Here is a 17324-nt window from a genome sequence, read left to right as displayed (position 1 = left end):
GACCTCGGGGGCCGGACGAGCGAACTTGGGAGCAGGTAAAAAGGCCGCGTCGGCGGTCGAGCGGCCGTGACGAAACTGGTTTACGCCGGCCTTTCGAACGGTCGCGGCATGAAGCAGTACAAGATGCGCCGCGGCGAGCATCTGGACGACCGGATGCCGGACCTGAAGGGATCCATCGAGGAGTACTTCGGCGAAGTCACGGGCACCGAGGAGTACGACGGCCACGAGCTGTACGTCGTCGAGGACCCCGAAAACCCGGTGTTCAAGCGGATCGTCGCGGGCGCGGCCGAGTACGGGAGCAAGAAGGACAAGCTCGCGGTCCACTTCGAGGAGCGGCCCGCCGAGGACGTCATCGCCGAGGGCAACGCCGACGCCGCCGCGGACGCCGTCGACGCGAAAAACGAGTTCCTCCTGGAGGCGACCGGTCGCGACGCGAAGTCCCGCCGCGACTCGCTGAAGCGCGAAGTCGAGGACGACGCGCCCGACTACTGAGCGTTCTCCGGCGGTCGCGCCCGCCCTTCTGGTCGAGACCGATCCGTCGCCCGACAGCGTCCCGCTCGGTCGGCGGACTCGGCCGGGGAGTGCCGCCTCGACACCGGAGGGACTGTCAGGATCGATCGCCTAAATATTTATTCGAATTTGAGTTAAAACTCCGCCAATATTAAGACGGACCGAGGCGAAAGACGTGTATGAGCATCGAGACGGTGGTCCTGGCGGTCGGTACCGAAGACGAGAAGCGCGCGGAACGGCTCGCTCGCGAGATCATCGCGGTCGCGGAGCCGTCGGACGCCGAGGTCGTGTTGACCCACGTGTTCGACCAGGAGGAGTTCGACGGGATCCGGAGTAAGCTCGGCGTCGACCCGGGCACCGAGGGATCGACGCCCGACGCGGTCGCGGAGCGGCACGCAACGACGCGGGCGCTCTCGGAGGCGCTCTCGGAGGCCGGCGTGCGGCACTCGGTCCGGGGCGCGGTCGGGGACCTCGCGGACGAGGTCGTCCAGACCGCCGAGGGGCTCGGGGCCGACCGAGTCGTCGTCGGCGGCCGACGGCGCTCGCCGGCCGGGAAGGCAGTCTTCGGCAGCGTCGCGCAGGAGGTTATGCTGTCGGCGCCGTGCCCGGTGACGTTCGTCCGCGAGACCGCCTCGTAACGCGGTTTCGTCGGATCCGACCCGTTTTTTATTCCCGCTCGACCGCGTGAAGCGTCCCGCTTAAGTGAGACGGGTCCGCGGTTACACCCGATGTACTACGTGGGCGTCGATCTCGGAGCGACGAACGTCCGGGCGGTCGTCGGCGACGAGACCGCGGCGATCCTCGGCTCCGCGCTGCGAGGCACCCCGCGGGGACCGAACGGTATCGCCGTCACGGAGGCCGTCTTGGAGGTGATCCGAGACGCCTGCACGGACGCGGGGGTCGCGCCGAGCGAGGCCGTCGCGGCCGGCATCGGCTCGATCGGGCCGCTGGACCTGGCCGAGGGGGTAGTTCAGGGGCCCGCCAACCTCCCGGACACCGTCGAGCGCATCCCGCTCGTCGGGCCGGTCGGGCAGCTGCTCGACACCGAGGAGGTACACCTCCACAACGACACCATCGCGGGCGTCATCGGGGAGCGGTTCCACTCCGAGCGCAACCCCGACGACATGGTGTATCTCACCATCTCCTCGGGGATCGGGGCGGGCGTCGCGGTCGACGGCAACGTGCTCTCGGGGTGGGACGGCAACGCCGGCGAGGTCGGTCACATGACCGTCGACCCGCACGGGTTCATGACCTGCGGCTGCGGGCTGGACGGCCACTGGGAGGGGTACTGCTCGGGCAACAACATCCCGAAGTACGCCCGCGAGCTGTACGAAGAGGACCCGATAGAGACGAGCCTCCCGGTGGAGGACCCGGACTTCTCCGCGGTCGACGTGTTCGAGGCGGCCGGCGAGGACACGTTCGCGGACCACGTGATAGACCAGGTCGCCCACTGGAACGCGATGGGGATCGCCAACGTGATCCACGCGTACGCCCCGCTGGTCGTGAGCGTCGGCGGCGCGGTCGCGCTCAACAACCCCGACCGCGTGCTCGACCCGATCCGCGAGAAGCTCCCGGAGATGGTGTTCATCAACGTGCCGGAGGTTCGGCTCACCGACCTCGGGGACGAAGTGGTGGTGAAAGGCGCCCTCGCGAGCGCGCTGACGGGCGGGACGGGGGACCGCTCGCGGGTCGAGAGCCCGCCCTGACGGCGGGAGCGAGAGGGGACGCGGCGGGTTACTGTTCGAACTCGTCGAGCTCCGGCTCGACGTTCGGACTCACCGCGTCGCGCGTGTCCAGGAACGCGTCGCGGTACCGCCGGATCTTCCGGAGCAGGACGTACCCGAACGCCCCCTGAAAGACGGCGACGAACCCGAACAGCGCGAGGATCTGCGGGAGACCGAACAGCGCCGAGGCGATCCCGGTCACCGGACCGACGAGCGTGTTGTACAGCGCGTGGATCGCGGCCGCGAGGACGAGCCCCTTGACGACGATCGGGCCGCGGTTCTCCGGGTTGAACTTCGCTAACCCGAGGTAGTAGCCCGCGAACGCCGAGTAGACGACGTGGCCCGGCCCCGCGAGCGCCCGGAGCGCGGCGATGCCGTCGCCGGCGCCCAGCGCCGCGATTCCGACCGTCAGCTCCGCCATGTCGACGTTCTGGGCGATGTAGACGAAGTTCTCGATGACGACGAAGCCGAGCCCCGCGATGGCGCCGTAGACCGCGCCGTCGATGACGGCGTCGAACCGGGCGTCCGTGTAGGCGTACAGCCGCACCGCGAGCAGCTTCACCGACTCCTCGATAGGACCGACGACGACGAAGAAGAAGAGAACGAGCCCGGGGAAGCCGAACGGCTGGAAGAAGGGCTGGAGCTCGCTGTTCAGTATCGCCGCGAACGTCGCGGTGAGGATCGAAAGCAGGAACGTCGCCACTAACAGCGACAGCGGCTCGGCGGTCGTGACGTCCGAGACGTACACGTACGCCGCGAGGCCGAGCGCGGGGACCACGGAGAGACCGAGGAGGATGGCGATGGCGGGGTCGAACAGCAGCCCCAGCCCGAACGAGCCGAGGATGGCGAGGAGCCCCACGAGCGCGACGAGGATTACCCCGAGCTTCGCGGACCGCGTGAGCAGCCAGTACAGCGCGACCGACAGCCCGTCGAGAGAGGTTCGCTCCTCCCAGGTCGCGACGTCGTAGAGGTCGCGGTCGTCGTCGGCCCGGGACGCGATCGGGTCCTCGTCGGATGGCATGGCTCCCGTTTGCCATCCCGGTGACTTAATTAGTGGGCGGCATCCGGAACGCGGACGAAAAGAAGCGGGCGGAAGCGGCGCGGCGCCCGGGCGACAGGATTGAAACGGCGGCGACCGAAGGCGGGGTATGCACTTCGACCAACGGCTCCAGCGCGCCCTCCGAGAGGCCGGACTGGACGCGGACGCGATCGCCGACGCCTCGGACCGCGTCGCGGAACTCGTCGCCCGCGACGCCGACCGACTCGGGGAGTTCTTCGGCGGGGACGGTCCCTGCTACTCGGACATGGAGATGGCCCACAGCGCGGACGCGGTCCAAGAGCACGCGACCGCCGACGTCGACCTGTTCACCCACGGGAGCGACCTCCGCGGCTACCTCTCGTTGGACGGGTGGGGCGTCCCGGTCGAGGGCGGGCGGATCCTGCGGGAGGACGACGGCGGCCCGGTCGTCGTCGAACTCTCTCTCGGGGACACCGTGAACGACCGGGTGCGGTTCGCGCGTGAGCGCGAGGAACTGTAGATGCCCAGAGCCCGCGTCCGCGGCATCTACGCGACGGCGCTCACCGCGCGCCTGCTCGGTTCGGGGCACGAGGTCGTCGACGCCTCGCCGCCGATCCGCCGGCGCTTCGACGCCGAGTTCGGGACGGACCCGCCTGACGTCCGGATCGAGACGAGCGCGGACAGACAGGGGGTCGGCGCGAGCGGCGCCCCCGACGCGGTCGACGCGGTCCGGGAGGTCCTGACCGACGCGGGCCGCGACGCGCTCGCGTGGCCGGACCCGACCCCGCCGGGCGCTGTCCTCGACGGGGAGGTGACGGAGACGCTGGGCGGCGGCGCGGTGGTCGACCTCCGCACCGGCGACGGCGCCGCCGAGGGGTACCTCCCGTACGGCGACGTCGACGCGCGGGTGGAGACGGGCGACGCGGTCCGGGTCCAGGTGCGCGAGTCGGCGGCGCCGTGGACCGACCGGCGCCCCGAACTCGCCGGGGAACTGCGCGTGGGGGGCGACCTCGTCGCGCTCGAACCGGGGTCGGGGACGCGGGTCGACGTCCGGAACGACGAGGCGGCCCGCGAGCTGTCGGGGATGCTCGACCTGCTCGACCTCGACCCGCCGGACGGCTGGCGGGCGGTGTGGCGGCCGCCGGCCGTGGACGCCGACACGGAGGCGCTGGCCGCCGGACTCGACGCCGCGGTCGACGCCGCGGAGGGGCTTCGCGCGGCGGTCGAGTCTGACGACGGGAACGGCGCGGCCGGGCACGACGGTGACGACAGAGGCGGCGACGGACTCGGCGTCCTCGACGGCCGGAGCCGCCTCCGCGACGACCCGGTCGCGGCGCCGAACGCGGGCGTCTGGGTCTGGTTCGGCCGCGAGAGCCGGTCGGGACTCGACGACGCGCGCCGGACCGCGACCGCGACGATGCCGGGCCACCACCGCGTGAAGGCGGGGTCGTCGGACGCCTCGGCCGGGGTCGACCTCGCGGAGGCGCTCTGCGACCCCGACCCCGACGCCGGGTTCCCGTTCGCGGTCGTGACCGACGCGTTCGGCCCGCGGGAGGGGGACGCGCTCCGGATCGACCACGGGAAGCCGGACGGGCGGCTGATCGCCTTAGGCGAGGGGACGGTGACGGGGGTCGACCCCGACGGCACCGTCAGCGTCGAGCGCGAGATGACCGGCGGCGGCACCTACGACGGTCTCGGCGTCGACCGCGTGGCGGGCGACGTGGCCGAGACGAGCCTGAAGGAGGGGCGCTGGTGGTACCCGACGACGTACCGCGGCCGCGACGGGACCGTCCGCGGGACGTACGTCAACGTCTGCACGCCCGTGGAGGTGTTCCCGGACGCCGCCCGCTACGTCGACCTCCACGTCGACGTGGTGAAGCGGCCGGACGGCGCCGTCGAGCGCGTCGACGACGACGAGCTGGACGAGGCGGTCGCGGCCGGGACGGTCCCCGAGCCGCTGGCCGAGAAGGCGCGGAGCGTCGCGTCCGCGCTGGAGAACGCGCTGTAGGAGTCGCTTGTTCTTCGGTTAATCACAAACACGGAGCGCGTGAAGATACGCCGTGTTTTACTCGCCGCTCGCGAACGTCGGAGCCGAGATGAACGACGAACGGGGCGGTCGCTCGTGAACGCGGCACAGCCGACGAACGACCTCGCGGCGACCGTCGGGGAGGGCGGGGTCGCGTTCGGAGTGCTCGACGACGCGTACAGCCCGACGCTCGTGGAGTTCTACGGCGAACTCGGCGCGGACTTCGTCTGGGTCGACCTCGAACACGGCGGGCCGAGCGCGCGGGACGCGGGGCGGGTCGAGGACCTGCTGCGCGCGGCCGAGCGGACGGGCGTGGAGCTGCTCGTCCGGCTCCCCGACTCGGACCCGACGCTCGTCCGGAAGGCGCTGGACCTCGGCGTGCGGAACGCCTTCCTCCCCCGCGTGAAGACCGCCGACGAGGTCCGAGAGGCCGTCCGGTCCGCCCGGTTCCGCTACGAGGACGGTCCCGGCGACCGGGGGCTGGCGTCGCCGCGCGCGAGCCGCTGGGGGCTGGCCGACGACTACGTCGCCGCCGAGGACGAGGAGACGCTCGTCGGCGCGACGATAGAGACCGCGGAGTCGGTCGAGAACGTCGACGAGATACTGGCCGTCCCGGAGTTGGGGTTCGTCTTCATCGGCCCGTTCGACCTCTCCGTGGCGCTCGGCCACCCCGGCGAACTCGACCACCCGGACGTTCGAGACGCCGTGGAGACGGTCCGCTCGGCGGCCGTCGAGGCCGGCGTCCCCGTCGGCGGGCTCGGGTTCGGACCGGACGACGCAGCCGAGAAGGCGGCGAACGGCTACCAGATCGTGAACCTCGGGAGCACGACCGGGGCGCTCGAGGGGGCCGTCACCGGCTGGCTCGACGACGTCGAGCGAACCGACGACTGAGCCGGACCGCCGCGGCGCGTCGTGCGGTCGGGGTGGCTCGCGCGCGCGAGACGGCGTTTCAACTTCGAAAGACGAAGCGCCGCTCGCCGCGCGACGCCGAACCAAAGCGGCTCGTCCCCACGTAGTTTTAACTCGAATACGAACGGAGGAAACACCTCTCGTTCGTTACAATAACATTATCAATCATCGTATTCATGGGAGACGCACAATGGGTGAAAAACAATCACAGCGCAGATTCGACGAGACGAGTCGCCGCGGCTTCCTCGGGAGCGTGGGGGCGCTGGTGGCGGCGGCCGCCTATTCGGGGAGCGTCGCGGCCGACGACGCCGCTCGGGTGGCCAACGACGCGGACGACCCGGTCCAGACGGTGGCGTCGCCCGACGGGTCGATCGCCGTCACCGTCGACGTCAGCGACGGAGTGCCGACCTACGAGGTCGCGCGCGACGGGACGACGTACGTCGGGCCGTCGACGCTCGGGTTCGACTTCCGGAACCAGTCGGCGTTCGGCGCGAGCGCCGGCGGGTCGGACGGGCCGGTAACCGTCACGGGCACCGAGCGCGAGGCGGCGACCGAGGAGTGGGAGCCGGTGTGGGGTGCCTACGACGCGGTGTCCGCCGACTACAACGCGCTCGGCGTCGGCCTCGCGGACGCCGCGGCGGACGGCTCGGGCGGTTCCGGGGAGACCGCCGACAGTCCCCGGAGCGCGACCCTTCAGGTCCGCGTCTTCGACGACGGGGTCGGGTTCCGAGTCGTCCTCGGTGAGGGGTTCGCGGCCAACTCGGAGCGGGCGGTGGTCGCCTCGGAGAACACCGGGGTCGACTTCGCGGACGACTACGGCGCGTGGTGGATCCGCAACGAGGTGACGAACCCGCGGTTCGAACAGGAGTACGCGGAGACGCCGCTCTCGGAGATCCCGGGCGGGGAGCGGCCCACGCGGCCGACGGGCACCCCGGTTCGGACCGGCGCGCACACCCCGCTCACCGTCGACGCGGGCGACGCGTACCTGAGCGTCCACGAGGCGAACCTCGACGACTACGCGGCGGCGACGCTCGCCCCCCGAGCTTCGGACGGCGGAACGGCGTTCGCGAGCGAACTCACGCCGCTGCCCGACGGGACGAAGGCCTCGCTCGAACTGCCGGCGGCGACGCCGTGGCGGACGATTCAGGTCGTCGACCGGCCCGGCGAACTGATCGAGTCGCAGCTGGTCCCGCTGCTCTCCGACCCGCTCGACGAGTCGGCGCTGCCGACGGTCGGCGGCGAGCCCGACACCGACTGGATCGAGCCGCGCAAGTACGTCGGCATCTGGTGGACGATGATCGCTGGGCAGGCCAACTGGGAGTACAGGACCGACGACGAGATAGCGGGCGAGGGGAACAATCCCGCGGCCTACGTCCACGGCGCCCGGACAGAGCGGATGAAGCGGTACATGCGCTTCGCGAGCGAGAACGGGATCGACAGCGTCCTCGTCGAGGGGTGGAACGAGGGGTGGGACACCTACCCCGGCGACGGCACCGGGTTCGGCTTCGGCGTCGACGACTCCTATCCCGACTTCGACGTGCCCGAGGTGACCGACTTCGGGGCGTCGCTGCCCGAGCCGGTCGAGATGACGATCCACAACGAGACGGCGGGGAACCTCCCCCAGTACGAGACCGCGATCCTCGACGAGGACGTGTTCGCGGGCTACGAGGCCGAGGGGATCGGCTCGATCAAGAACGGCTACGTCTCGGACCCGGGCCTCGGCATCGACGGCGACGGGTCGGCGCCGACCCACAACCAGCACAATCAGCTCGCGGTGAACCACCACCGACTGGTGATCCGCGAGGCGGCCGCGAACCGCCAGCTGCTGGAGATCCACGAGGGGATCAAGCCGACCGGCGAGATCCGGACCTACCCGAACGTGGCGAACCGCGAGGTGGTGAAGGCCCAAGAGTACGACGGGTTCACCCAGCTGGGGTCGAACGTCGGCCGCGACCACCACGTCATGCTGCCGTTCACGCGGAACCTCGCCGGCCCGGTGAGCTACCAGCCGGGCATCTTCGATATCAGCTTCAACGACGAGCGCGGCGACCAGATCCAGACGACGCGGGCGAAACAGCTCGCGATGTACCCGACGTACCTCAGCGGCCTCCAGATGGCGGCCGACCGGATCGAGGGGTACGTCGACGAGACGTTCGCGGTCGGCGAGGCGCTCCACGCCGCCGCCGGCGAACTCGACGGCCTCGTCACCGACGACTCGTGGCGGGACGCGTTCGGCACCAACTTCGTCGCGGTCGACCCCAACCGCGCGCCGAGCGGCTCGTCGGTGTCGTTCGCGGTCGAGGAGGTGCCGAGCGCCGGGAGCTACGACCTCCACCTGCGCTACGCGAGCGACGCCGAGGAGAACGCCGGTCGGGTGATAGACGCCGGCACGCCCCGGGCGACGCTGCGCGTCAACGGCGACCGCGAGACGATCGAGCCGCCCTTCACCGACTACTGGGACGACTGGCAGGTGTTCACGACCGAGGTCGAACTCGACGCGGGCGACAACGAGGTCGCGGTCGAACTCGACTACGAGAGCGGCGACGACGGCTTCGCCGGCGACGTCGGCGGGTTCAACCTCAACGCGGTCGCGGTCACCGAGTCCGGCGAGTCGTCTCCGGTCCCGGCCGAGTACGAGGGGTACACGCCCGAAAACGAGAACTTCGACGCCGAGCCGGAGTTCGGGTTCATCGAGTCGGTCCCGGCCGCCGGCTGGGACGAGACGCGCGTCGTCGGCGCCGCGATCGGCGACTACCTCGCGATCGCCCGCCGGCACGGCGACGAGTGGTACGTCGGCGTCATGACCGACGGCGACGGCCGCGGGGTCGACGTGCCGCTCGACTTCCTCGCGCCCGGCAATTCGGGCGGAAAGGGGAACGGTAACGGTCGCGGCAACGGCAACGGCCGAAACGGCCCGAAGTACGTCGCGGAGATCTACTCGGACGCGGTCGGCGCGGGCGTCGACCTCGACCCGACCGGCGTCCGCATCGACGAGGCGGTCGTCACGCCGAGCACGACCCTGCTGGCGTCGCTGGCGCCCAGCGGCGGGACCGCGGTCAGGCTCCGCCCGGCGCGGGGCCGCGAGATCAACCGGCTCCCCGAGTACGAGCGCCCGGAGCAGACGGTGTCGGTGTCGATCGCCGACGAGGCCGACCTCGGGGAAGGGTTCATCACGGCGACCGGCACCAACGACGCCGGCTTCGTCGGTTCGACCGCGGTCGAGGTCCTCGTCGACGGCGACCTCGCCGCGCGCGATACCGTTCGGCTCCCGCCGAACGCGACGGACGAGGCGGTCGAGGTCGGCTTCGACATCTCACAGATCGGGACGTTCGACGTCGTCGTCCGCCTCGCGGACGGCGGCGACGAACTGGCGTCGGGGAGCGTCACGGTCGCGCCCGGCGACGTCGTGGCCGAGTTCACCGACCCGCAGGGGGACGATGACGGGCCGGGGAGGTACACCTACCCGACGAGCGGCGACTTCGAGCCGGGCGCGTTCGACCTGCGCTCGGTCCGCGTGCTTGAGACCGAGGAGAAGTACCGGTTCGCGTTCGAGGTCGAGAACCTGTACGACACGTTCGGCGGCGACTTCTCGCCGCACTACTTCCTCGTGTACCTGCGCGACCCCGAGGCGGACGGCGGGCGGACGAGCGCGCTCGACGACCTCGGACTCACCGCCGAGTTCGCGCGGCCGTGGCAGTACCGGATCGACGCGAGCGGCTTCGGGAGGGGCGTCACCGACGCCGACGGAACGACCCTCGTCACGCCGGAGGTGTTCGTCAGCTTCGAGGCGGACACCGCGGTCGTCTCGATACCGAAGTCGACGGTCGGCGGCGACCTCTCGGGCTGGGAGGTGTTGCCGGCCGTCGGATCGGAGGACCGCGGCAGCCTGCGGTCGGTGGCGGTCGACGCCGGCGACTTCGTCTTCGGCGGCGCGCGGGAGGGCGCGGCCGGAAACGCGCCGCGGGTGATCGACGTGGTCACGCCGGAGGGCGTCTCGCAGGCGGACGCGCTCGACTACGACGCCGACTCGCTCGCGTCGCTACCGTTCACGACGCTGTAAGAGAGGGAGCGAGAGTCGCGCGGCGGGACGCGCCCGCCGCGTTCAGAAGTGGTTCGCGGACTCGGTCTCGTGTTTGAGTTCGCCGCCGCGGCCGCCCTCGACGGTGGAGGCCCCGTTGTCGCCGGAGGAGGCGGTCCGCACGGTCACGTTGTCGACCTCCTCGAAGTCCATGATGAGGTCGCGGCGGATGTTGTCGGCGGTGATGTTCGAGATGCCGCAGCCGGAGCAGGTGCCGCCGAGCTCGACGACGACCTCGCCGGTCTCGGGGTCCGCCTCGCGCACGACGCTCGTGCCGCCGTGCATCTGGATGATCGGCATCTGTCCGACCATCCACTGTTCGACCCGGTCCGCGAGGCTCTCGTCGCTCTCGTCTCTCATTACCTCCAGTACAGCGCCGACGGTATGGAAAGTTGCGGTTTAGGAGCTGAAGACGGGAGCGAAAGGAACTGTGTCATCGTCGATGAGACGGAACGGCGCCGAGAGGACCCGTGAGCGTCGGCGTCGCTGGGGCACCCGTCGGTTCCGTGCGCCGGGTCGCTATCGGTCGGCGTCGTCGCTCCGCTCCGCCGACTCCCCGGACTGGCTCGGGAGGCGCGTGGGGTCGGCCGCGTCGTCGCCGTTCATCGAGTCGTCGCGTTCGAGCACGTAGAGGAGCGGGCCGAGCGCAGTCAACACGAGGACGCCGGGCAGGGGGGCGTCGGGGACGAGGATCAGGGTGACGAGGCTCGCCCCGCCGGTGAGGACGACGAGCGCGGCCCACGCCGCCGGCGAGCCGAGGTCGACGCCGACGCGGGCGGCGTCGCGGTAGACGGCCGCGGCGATCAGCGCGACGGCGACGCCCCCGCCGCCGGCGACGAGCGCCGTGGTGACGGACATACGAGCGGTTGGGGCGAGACGCGAAAAAGGGTGTCGCGAACGGACGAGGAGGAAAGAGCGGAAGGGGGGCTACGGCGCCTCGCCCGTCTCGATGCTGAAGGAGTCGCGCGGGTAGGCGACGCAGGTGAGCGTGTAGCCGTCGTCGATCTCGGCCTCTTCGAGCATCTGCTGGTTGTCATGCTCGACGAAGTCCTCGCTCGGTCCGTCCGTGATCTGCCCGGCACAGGAGACGCACTGGCCCTGGCGGCAGGCGTACGGGAGGTCCCACCCCTCGTCTTCGCCCTGTTCGAGGATGGGCTGGTCGTTCGAGAGTTCGACCGTTTCGCCCTGCTTGACGAACTCGACCTCGAAGTACTCCACCTCGTCTTCGGGGATGTCGCCGGGGCCGGAGCTAACGGTGCCGCCCTCTTCGAGTTCGCCCTCCTCGCCGTCGGCGCCGGCCGGGATGGCGCCGCCGCCACCGCCACCGCCGACCGCGCGGTTGCCCGGTTCCGGGAACTCGGTCTCCGGGACCGTGGACGCGCGGCGTTCGAGCACTTCCTCGGAGATGTCGGTGGTGGGCTCCCAGCCCGTCCCCTTCAGGCTGGTGACGAAGACGACGAGGAGCGTCGCAATCGCCCCGAGAACGAGCGCGGGCGGGTTCGCGACGTTCGCGATGAGCGGATTCAGCATACGAACTGATATGGAGAGGTAGCATAAGGCCGTTTTGATCGATCCAACCGCGTGAGACCCCCGACGGCGGGAGCCGGCGGGCGCGCACGCCGCGGAGCGGTCCATTTATCGGCCGAGCGGCCGACGGGACCCCCATGGAAGTGAAATCCCGGCACCACCTCCGGAGCGACGACATCACGGCGATCCGCGAGGCGGTGGCCGACCACCTCGGGGTCGACATCGACGGCGAGACGTTCGAGTTCGTGGAGTTCGTCGACGCCGGCTACGAACTCGTCTTGGTCGACGGCGACCCCGCCGTCTTCTACGTCGACGACGACGAGCCGTTCCTCACCGTCCGGGGCGCGAACGACTTCGACCCCGAGACTGGCGTCGTCACGGTCGACGCTGGCGCGGTCTCGTTCGTCTCCGACGGCGCCGACGTGATGCGCCCCGGCATCGTCGAGGCCGACCCGGAGATCCGGGAGGGCGATCTGGTCGTCGTCGCGGAGGAGTCCCACGGGAAGGTGCTCGCCGTGGGCCGCGCGCTGGTCGACGGCGACGAGATGGTCGGTGACAGCGGGAAGGTTGTCGAGTCGATCCACCACGTCGGCGACGACCTCTACGAGTTCTCGGTGTAGCGCGCGACGGCGACGGCAGCAGCGGGCGGCTATTTATAAATAGGAATGCGGTGGCGCGTGCCTCCGAGCGCCCTTCGGGCGCGAGGAGCACGCGCGAGGGACGCGGCGAACGCGAGCGGCGAAGCCGCGAAGCGTGAGCCGCGAGGCTGGGGAGGCGTGAGGCGCGGTCGCGGTGCTGTCCGGGGCGGGACTCAAAGGGGCAGCCGCGAGGACAGCACAGGCGACGTAAGCACCGCAGGAACGAGCGAAGCGAGTGACGAGGAGCGCAGCGAGCGTGTGCTGTCCTCGCGGCTGGGGCTTTGGAGGTGTTCTCCGCGGTGGCAGCCACGTAGTACCGAGCGGCTGGGGCTTTGGAGGTGTTCTCCGCGGTGGCAGCCACGTAGTACCGAGCGGCTGGGGCTTTGGAGGTGTTCTCCGCGGTGGCAGCCACGTAGTACCGAGCGGCTGGGGCTTTGGAGGTGTTCGGCGCCGATCCGCAGTCGACTATTTATAAGTAAGGCTGGGGCTTTGGCGGTGTTCGCCGTCGACCTGTGGGTTACTACGTATCGCCGAGCGGCTGAGACTTTGGCGGTGTTTGCCGTCGGGCAGTCGACCACCAGTTATAAGCAAACGCCGGAAACACCGCTGCCGTCCCGATCGCTCCGCGCATTTTAATCGCCTCGCCCGCGAGTCCCGACGTGATGACCGCGATCCGGGTGTTAAGCTACAACGTCCGCTACGCCAACCGCGGCGACCACCACGACGCCTGGCACGACCGCCGCGACGCGGTCGGGCGACTCGTCCGGTTCCACCGGCCCGACGTGGCCGCCTTTCAGGAGCCGCTGCCGGAGCAGCGCGAGGACCTCCGGGAGCGGCTCCCCGGGTACGAGTTCGTCGGGCGCGGCCGCGGGACCGACGGCGAGGGCGAGGGGTGCCCCATCGCGGTGCGGAGCGACCGCTTCGATGTCGTCGACAGCGACACGTTCTGGCTCTCCGAGACGCCCGAGGAGCCCTCGACCGGCTGGGACGCTTCGCACCCGCGGATCGCGACGTGGGCCCGGGTGCGCGCGGTCGACGGCGGGTACGACGCCGACGACCACGGCGGCGCGACGCTCCGCGTCGTCAACACGCACTTCGACCACGTCAGCGCGCGGGCGCGCCGCGAGGCCGCGCGGCTGCTCCGCGAGCGGATACCGGAGACGAGAACGGGGAACACCGGCGACCGCGACGGGGCGGCCCCGGTCGTCCTCGTCGGGGACCTCAACTGCACGCCCGGCTCCGACCCGCACCGGATCCTCGTGGGTGATGAGCGCGAAAGCGACGGCGAAGCCGCCGAAGGCGACGGCGAAGCCGCCGAAAGCGACGGGGACGCCGCCGGGGCGACGACCGGTGACCGCGCCGCGCTCCGGGACGCGGCGGCCGCCGCCGACCTGCGGCACGGTCCGGCGACGAGCCTCACCGACTTCGCTCGCCTCATCGACGGGCGCCGGATCGACCACGCGCTCGTCTCGCCGGGAGTCTCCGTCGAGGCGTTCGCGACGCTCGCGGACCGGGACGACCGGGGAAGATACCCCTCCGACCACCTGCCGGTCCTCGCGCGGCTGTCGGTGTAGGGGCACCGGGGTCTGCGGCCGTTACTCCCCGCCCCCTCCGTCCGCTTCCGTTTCGTCTTCGGCGGCGTCCGCCGCTCCGTCGTCCGCCTCCTCCTCGGCGTACTTCTCTACAATCGTCTCGTAGCCGCGCTTGGCGGTCTCGTACGTCTCGCGGAGGTCGGCCACCGGCGTCTCGCTCGCGTCGATCCGGAGGTCGTTGTAGTAGGGGTCGTCGGTCTCTTCCTCGGTGTTACACACGAGCAGCGCGGCGGACTGGACCTCGAGGTCCTCGCGCTTATCGCCGCCGGCGGCGTGGCCCGCCGCGAGCGCGTCGATCAGCCGCTCGGCCAGCGGCGCGTCGCCGTGCGCGTCCGACTCGTAGGCGGCCGCGGTGTCCTCGATCACGTCCTCGCCGGTCAGGAGGTTGCCCGCGACGGTGTAGTTCTGTCCCTCGCGGTGGCCGTACCAGTCGTTACACTCGTCGCCGGAGAACGCGAACGTCCCGTCGGCGTCGACGCCGTGGAGCTGGCGCTCGGCGCTCCCCTCGTCGGCGTTCAGGAGGGCCTGTAAGGCGTCGTCGACCGCCAGCCCGTCGTCGAGGTACTCGATCCCCTTCCGCCCCAGCTCGACGTTGACGAGCGACTGGGTCGCCACCGCGCCGTCCGAGGAGGCGAACGGACAGAGCGTGCCCACGCCCGGCAGCCGGGTGGTCACCGCCACGCCGAACCGGGTCTGGTCGTCGCCGTCCTCGTCGGTGTACCGCTCGCGAACGCAGATGCTGAACGTCACACCGGTGCTGCGGCGGCGACGCGCAAAAGGCTGCGTTCCGGGGCCGATGGATCCGGTTCTCGGCCGCGCGGTTGCCGGTCAGATAGTTCCGGTCCCCGGCCCGCGCGCGAGCGACTCGGGAGTCTCCGAACCGCGCGCGAGCGATTCGGGGGGTCCCCGGACCGACCCCGACCGTCGATCCCACGAGGCGTTGATAAGACCGGCCGACGGACCGTCAGCAAACCGGGCGGATTCAGCGACGGCGACGCCCTCGACGCTTCGTGTCGAGTGTCAACGGGCGACATGCTTATCCGTGCCAATCCCTCCCACATATATAGCCTCGGATACGGGCGAGGCGACCACCGGCACCGACGCGCACCCCGACGACGCGCCGCTCGCGGCTCGACGAGCTGTTGACACGCGCACGGAGAGCGGCGGCTCCGTCCGTCGCGCCGGGTGCCGCCGGCACCGCCTGCCCCCCGAGCGAACGTGATACGATGGCAAACCGACACACGCTCGAACGGCTCAGCGAGGAGTACCGGACTGAGGTGCCGGACGACCTGCGAGCGGCGCGCTCGTTCGACTGGTACCTCGACGCGCTGTACGACGACCCGGAGATCGCGCGGAACGCCCACCAGCGCGTCGCGGACATGTTCGACCACTACGGCACCCACTACGACGAGGAGCGCGGCGTCGTCGAGTACGCGCTCGCGGCCGAGGACCCGCTCCACGACGGCGAGAACGTCTTCTACGGCCGCGAGGTCCACGAGGCGATTCACGAGTTCGTCAACAAGGTGAAGTCGGGCGCCCGAGGGCTGGGTCCCGAAAAGCGGATCAAGCTCCTGCTCGGCCCGGTCGGCTCCGGCAAGTCGCACTTCGACTGGCTGGTGCGCCGCTACTTCGAGGCGTACACCCGCGAGGACGCCGGCCGGATGTACACCTTCCGGTGGGTCGACCTCTGTTCGGTGATCGACGACCAGGACCCGGACGACGACGTCGTCCGCTCCCCGATGAGCCAGGACCCGCTCGTCCTCCTCCCGAAGCCGCAGCGGGAGGCGGTGATCGACGACCTCAACGAGCGGCTCGACGCGCCCTACACGCTGCGAAACGACCAGCACCCGGACCCGGCCTCGGAGTTCTACCTGAACGAACTGCTCGCGCACTACGACGACGATCTTGAACGCGTCCTCGACGAGCACGTCGAGGTCGTCCGGCTCGTCGCGGACGAGAACCGTCGGGAGTGCATCGAGACGTTCGAGCCGAAAGACAAGAAGAACCAAGATGAGACGGAGCTGACCGGCGACGTCAACTACGCGAAACTCGCCGTCTACGGCGAGTCCGACCCGCGGGCGTTCGACTACGCCGGCGCGTTCTGCAACGCGAACCGCGGCCTCTTCTCCGGCGAGGAGCTGTTGAAGCTCCAGCGGGAGTTCCTCTACGACTTCCTCCACGCCTCCCAGGAGTCGACGATCAAGCCGAAGAACAACCCGCGGATCGACATCGATCAGGTGATCGTCGGCCGGACGAACATGCCGGAGTACCGCGAGAAGACCGGCGACGAGAAGATGGAGGCGTTCAACGACCGCACCAAGCGGATCGACTACCCGTACGTGTTAGAGTACGACAGCGAGGCGGAGATCTACGAGAAGATGCTCGCCAACGCGGACGTGCCCAACGTCCACGTCGAGCCGCACGCCTTAGAGATGGCGGGCCTGTTCGGCGTGCTCACCCGCTTGGAGGAGCCGACCGACGAGACGGTGACGCTCCTAGAGAAGGCGAAGGCGTACAACGGCGAGTTGGAAGACGAGGAGATCGACCGGCGGAAGCTCCGGGAGGACGCCGCCGAGTCAGCCGACGTCGGCGAGGGGATGGACGGCATCTCCGCGCGGTTCGTCGGCGACGAGATCGCCGAGGCGATCATGGACGCCACCCACCGCGACCGGAGCCACCTCTCGCCGCTGTCCGTCTTCGACCACTTCGAGGCGAACCTCGGGGGCCACGGCTCCATCGCGGCCGAGGACCTCGACCGCTACGAGCGACTCTTAGAGACCGTCCGCGAGGAGTACCGCGAGCGCGCCATCGAAGACGTGCGCCACGCGCTGGCGTACGACGTGGACGAGCTGCGGCGGCAGGGCGAGAAGTACATGGACCACGTGATGGCGTACATCGACGACGACACCGTCGACGACGAGCTGACGGGCCGCGAGACGGAGCCGGACGAGACGTTCCTGCGCGCGGTCGAGGAACAGCTCGACGTCCCCTCCGACCGGAAAGACGACTTCAGACAGGAGGTGTCGAACTGGATCTCGCGGCGCGCCCGCGAGGGGCGCGGGTTCGACCCGCAGGAGAACGACCGGCTCCGCCGCGCCCTAGAGCGCAAGCTGTGGGAGGACAAGAAGCACAACATCAACTTCTCGGCGCTGGTGTCCGCGACCGACCTCGACGACGAGGACCGGAGCGCGTGGGTGTCGGCCCTGGTCGACCGCGGCTACTCGGAGGCGGGCGCGGCCGAGGTGCTTGAGTACGCGGGCGCGGCGGTCGCGCGCTCGGAGATGGAGGACGGCGGGGGCTGA

Annotated in this window: 15 protein-coding genes; 10 read left to right on the top strand and 5 right to left on the bottom strand. The window is 70.4% G+C overall.

Annotated features, from left to right (window positions below; all coding sequences use genetic code 11):
* Nucleotides 1-108 precede the first annotated feature (108 nt).
* From KI388_RS13865 to KI388_RS13855, 3 genes are all read left to right on the top strand, one after another.
* Entirely contained in the window at nt 109-492 is a 384-nt protein-coding gene (locus KI388_RS13865) for a DUF5611 family protein (protein ID WP_215087170.1), read from the top strand.
* A gap of 197 nt (nt 493-689) precedes the next feature.
* Nucleotides 690-1148 carry a universal stress protein gene (locus tag KI388_RS13860; protein ID WP_215087169.1) on the top strand — a complete coding sequence of 153 codons (459 nt, stop codon included), beginning with the start codon at nt 690-692 and terminating at the stop codon, nt 1146-1148.
* Nucleotides 1149-1238: 90 nt separating this feature from the next.
* Nucleotides 1239-2216: an ROK family protein gene (locus KI388_RS13855; protein WP_215087168.1), complete on the top strand. Its 978-nt coding sequence runs from the start codon at nt 1239-1241 to the stop codon at nt 2214-2216.
* 28 nt (nt 2217-2244) lie between these two features.
* On the opposite strand, the gene KI388_RS13850 is transcribed toward KI388_RS13855, so the two are convergent.
* Nucleotides 2245-3255, bottom strand: coding sequence for a PrsW family intramembrane metalloprotease (locus tag KI388_RS13850; RefSeq protein ID WP_215087167.1), 1011 nt, complete (start codon nt 3253-3255; stop codon nt 2245-2247).
* A gap of 127 nt (nt 3256-3382) precedes the next feature.
* On the opposite strand from KI388_RS13850, the gene KI388_RS13845 reads away from it, so the two are divergent.
* The 4 genes from KI388_RS13845 to KI388_RS13830 all read left to right on the top strand — a co-directional run bounded on the left by KI388_RS13845 (nt 3383) and on the right by KI388_RS13830 (nt 10247).
* Entirely contained in the window at nt 3383-3772 is a 390-nt protein-coding gene (locus tag KI388_RS13845) for a hypothetical protein (protein ID WP_215087166.1), read from the top strand.
* On the top strand, nt 3773-5260 hold the full coding sequence (locus tag KI388_RS13840) for a DUF402 domain-containing protein (protein WP_215087165.1): 1488 nt from the start codon (nt 3773-3775) through the stop codon (nt 5258-5260).
* 114 nt (nt 5261-5374) lie between these two features.
* Nucleotides 5375-6169 carry an aldolase/citrate lyase family protein gene (locus KI388_RS13835; RefSeq protein ID WP_215087164.1) on the top strand — a complete coding sequence of 265 codons (795 nt, stop codon included), beginning with the start codon at nt 5375-5377 and terminating at the stop codon, nt 6167-6169.
* Between the two features lie 271 nt (nt 6170-6440).
* Nucleotides 6441-10247: a glycoside hydrolase family 97 catalytic domain-containing protein gene (locus tag KI388_RS13830; protein WP_215088797.1), complete on the top strand. Its 3807-nt coding sequence runs from the start codon at nt 6441-6443 to the stop codon at nt 10245-10247.
* 42 nt (nt 10248-10289) lie between these two features.
* Here the strand turns inward: KI388_RS13830 and KI388_RS13825 are convergent, their stop codons facing one another.
* The 3 genes from KI388_RS13825 to KI388_RS13815 all read right to left on the bottom strand — a co-directional run bounded on the left by KI388_RS13825 (nt 10290) and on the right by KI388_RS13815 (nt 11795).
* The gene (locus KI388_RS13825; RefSeq protein ID WP_215087163.1) at nt 10290-10625 is read right to left on the bottom strand and encodes a NifU family protein; all 336 of its coding nucleotides are present in this window, start codon (nt 10623-10625) and stop codon (nt 10290-10292) included.
* A gap of 159 nt (nt 10626-10784) precedes the next feature.
* Nucleotides 10785-11123, bottom strand: coding sequence for a hypothetical protein (locus KI388_RS13820; protein ID WP_215087162.1), 339 nt, complete (start codon nt 11121-11123; stop codon nt 10785-10787).
* Between the two features lie 69 nt (nt 11124-11192).
* Nucleotides 11193-11795: a 2Fe-2S iron-sulfur cluster-binding protein gene (locus KI388_RS13815; protein ID WP_215087161.1), complete on the bottom strand. Its 603-nt coding sequence runs from the start codon at nt 11793-11795 to the stop codon at nt 11193-11195.
* Nucleotides 11796-11929: 134 nt separating this feature from the next.
* On the opposite strand from KI388_RS13815, the gene KI388_RS13810 reads away from it, so the two are divergent.
* Nucleotides 11930-12412, top strand: coding sequence for an RNA-binding protein (locus tag KI388_RS13810; protein WP_215087160.1), 483 nt, complete (start codon nt 11930-11932; stop codon nt 12410-12412).
* A 680-nt stretch (nt 12413-13092) separates the two neighbouring features.
* Complete coding sequence (locus tag KI388_RS13805; protein ID WP_215087159.1) at nt 13093-14004, top strand: endonuclease/exonuclease/phosphatase family protein; 912 nt, start codon at nt 13093-13095, stop codon at nt 14002-14004.
* Between the two features lie 21 nt (nt 14005-14025).
* Here the strand turns inward: KI388_RS13805 and KI388_RS13800 are convergent, their stop codons facing one another.
* On the bottom strand, nt 14026-14772 hold the full coding sequence (locus KI388_RS13800; RefSeq protein ID WP_215087158.1) for a DUF1028 domain-containing protein: 747 nt from the start codon (nt 14770-14772) through the stop codon (nt 14026-14028).
* A gap of 476 nt (nt 14773-15248) precedes the next feature.
* Between KI388_RS13800 and KI388_RS13795 the strand changes: the two genes are divergently transcribed.
* Nucleotides 15249-17324 carry a serine protein kinase PrkA gene (locus KI388_RS13795; protein WP_215087157.1) on the top strand — a complete coding sequence of 692 codons (2076 nt, stop codon included), beginning with the start codon at nt 15249-15251 and terminating at the stop codon, nt 17322-17324.

Origin of the sequence: Halorubrum sp. 2020YC2 (assembly GCF_018623055.1) — an archaeon.
Classification (GTDB): Archaea; Halobacteriota; Halobacteria; order Halobacteriales; family Haloferacaceae; genus Halorubrum.
The sequence above is the reverse complement of the archived record's forward strand: the minus strand, read 5'-3'. Positions and strand labels throughout refer to the sequence as shown.